2 protein-coding genes are annotated in these 2,816 nt (G+C 73.7%); both read right to left on the reverse strand.

The features are described 5' to 3' along the window. Positions 1-167: 167 nt before the first annotated feature. Positions 168-1,307: a DUF3048 domain-containing protein gene (locus BN12_RS20790; RefSeq protein WP_048555453.1), complete on the reverse strand. Its 1,140-nt coding sequence runs from the start codon at positions 1,305-1,307 to the stop codon at positions 168-170. 317 nt (positions 1,308-1,624) lie between these two features. Next, positions 1,625-2,816 (reverse strand): amidase family protein (locus tag BN12_RS20795; RefSeq protein ID WP_048555458.1); only part of this gene is annotated, 1,192 nt, incomplete at its 5' end.

Genomic DNA, 2,816 nt, shown 5'->3' on the forward strand with positions numbered 1-2,816 from the left:
GGGTGGTGCTCAGGCCCCGATTGGGTGGCAGATGGCCGGGCGGGGGTGGTGCTCAGGCCCCGATTGGGTGGCAGATGACCAGGTGGTGGGGGGGGTGCTCAGGCCCCGATTGGGTGGCAGATGGCCGGGCTGGGCCTGGTGGGCGCGCGGGAGCGGGCGGCACAGGGTCAGCCGGTGATCCGGAGGTGGGCCGTGTCCCGCACGAGCTCGACGAACGTCTGGCCCGGCGCCATGACGAGTGGGCTGCCGTCGGCGAGGCGGAAGGTGAAGCGGTCGGTCACGGCTGCCTTGGCCCACGTGCCGCTGACGTAGCGTCCGCCGTGGGCGTAGGCGAAGGTGCCCTTGGCGTCGACGATGTCGTGGATCGGCTCGTCATGCCCGGAGCCGCGATAGATCTTCGCGTAGTGCTGGCGGGCTCGGATGACCAGGACGTTGTCGGTCGAGACGCGTGTCCCGTCGGCGAGGACGTGCGGGCCCCACGGCATACTGCGCAGGTACCGACCGGTTCGCCTGTCGTAGGTGTAGCCCATGTCGTAGGTGTCGCCCTGCTTCCACGGGACATGGAGCGTCCGGGCTGCCCGCCCCGCGGCGGTGCTCGGCGTCGTCCTACCCGTCGCGAAGGGGAAGTAGGCCTCCGGTGGACCGGAGCGGAAGAGGGTGGTCTGCCGAGCGAGAACCTTCGGGTGACAGACGACCGCTCGGTCGTAGTACGCCTGTCCGCCGAGGTACCGCACCCGCGCCCGGTCGATGGAGTACGAGCCGGTGCCGACGGTGTTGACGTAGGAGAGCATCCCGTCGAGGTGTGCGCCGTAGTGCCGCACGTAGTTGAGCACCCAGCCGGCGCCGCCGGTGTTCCCGATGATCGCGTCCGCCGGGCTGAGGAGGGGCACGTCGACGGGCCGGATGGAGCGGACGGGGGCGACGTCGGCGGGCATCCGCGAATGGAACAGGGGCACGAGCCGGGTTCCGGCATACCCCGACGCGTCGCGGTAGCCGTCGAGCTCGACGAAGACGATGTCGGCCGCGTCGATCCCGACCTGGGGGTGCTCGTCCTTGTTGTCGGGCACCTTGACGGCGACGGCCGCATGATGGGTCGCCGCCGGGTCCTTGACGAGCCGTCCGGTGAGCGGCCACCGGGGCCGGGTGTCGGCGACGGTCGTCGGACTCGCCGAGGTGGTGGTCGGCGACGTGATGCTCACGGAGGGGCCGGCCGACCGTACGGCGGATCGGTCGCAGCCGGCGAGCGTGCCGGCCGAGGCGGCGGCGAGCGCACCGAGAAGCAGCGCCCGACGGTCGATGCTGTCCATTCCGCCACCTCGTCCTCGCGGGGTCGGTCCACGTCCAGGGACCGGGTCCAGCGTGCCCGGTCGGGGCCTCGTCCGACGCGAGGCCGGCTCGGCGTGGCGCGAGCGCGTTGGTCCACTGCTCGCCCTGCGGCCGTGCGTCGGGGGTCGAACGGCGCGTCCGACGCCCCCGGAGCATCTTGGGACGGGATGTCCCATGGACATTGTCGCGTGCTGTCGGATCCCGGCGGTGTCCCTCCGGGCCCCGGCGGCGTCCCTCCGGGCCCCGGCGGGGTCCCTCCGGTGTCCCGGCAGTGTCCCGGCGGGAGGCCGGAGGAGGGTCAGCGAGAGGCGGCGTCCGAGAAGCGCGCGGGTCGCCGCCGGCCGTGCTCGGTGGCGGCTTCGAAGGCGGCGGCGACGGCGAGCAGGGCCTGCTCGTGCCGCGCCCGCGTGATGATCTGCAGGCCGACGGGCAGACCCGCGTCCGTGAAGCCGGCGGGCACCGAGATGGCCGGCACGCCGAGGGCGGTGATGAGGTAGCAGGAGGCCATCCAGTCCAGGTAGGTGTGCTGGGGAACGCCGTCGACGACGGTCGGCCACGTGAGGTCGGCGTCGAACGGGGCGACCTGGCTCACCGGGGCCAGCAGGATGTCGTGCTCGTCGAAGAAGCGGTTCGCGGCCCGCTGCAGACGGGTCAGCTCGGTCATCGCACGGAGGACGTCGTGCCCGCTGTTCGTGCGACCCTCGGCGATGTTCCAGGCGAGGTCCGGCTTGAAGACGTCGTGGTGCGCATCGAGGAGGTCCCCCCACATCGCCTCGAACTCGGCGGCCCGGAGGGTCCGGAAGGCGTCGTCCGCCCCGTCGAGGTCGGGGCACGCGGGCTCGACGTGGGCACCGAGCGACTCGAACACGGCGACGGCCGGCTCGAGGGCGTCGCGGACCTCCCGGTCGACGGGGACCCGGTCGCCGAGGGTGGGTGCCCAGGCGACGCGCAGGCCTGCGGCATCCGCCGGCACGACGTCGGCGAGCGCGGTCGGGTCGTCGGACAGGGAGCGGGGGTCGTCGGGGTGCGGCCCGGCGATGACCGAGAGCAGGAGCGCGACGTCGCCGACGGTGCGGGCCATCGGCCCCGCGACCCCGAGGCCGAGCTGCGGGACGCCCGATTCCGGCGACGGGACCCGGCCGGGCGTCGGGCGGAGGCCCACGACGTTGCAGAACGACGCGGGGTTGCGCAGCGACCCGCCCATGTCGCTGCCGTCCGCCAGCGGCTGCATGCCGCAGGCGAGCGCCGCGGCGGCGCCCCCGCTGCTCCCGCCGGCGGACCGGCCGAGGTCGTAGGGGTTGCGGGTCGTGCCGAAGACCGGGTTGAAGCTGTGCGAGCCCGCGGCGAACTCCGGCACGTTCGTCTTGCCGACGCGGACGGCCCCGGCGCGGGCCATCCGGCGGACGATCTCGTCGTCGGTCTCGGGGACGTGGTCGGCGAACAGGGGCGACCCGTAGGTCGTCCGCATCCCCGCCGTGGCGTGCGTGTCC

The organism is Nostocoides japonicum T1-X7, from assembly GCF_001046855.1.
GTDB classification, from domain to species: domain Bacteria; phylum Actinomycetota; class Actinomycetes; order Actinomycetales; family Dermatophilaceae; genus Nostocoides; species Nostocoides japonicum.

Excerpts from the sequence above, each read along its gene's own strand:
- BN12_RS20790 (WP_048555453.1), bottom strand. The coding sequence starts at position 1,307 with ATGGACAGCATCGACCGTCGGGCGCTGCTTCTCGGTGCGCTCGCCGCC.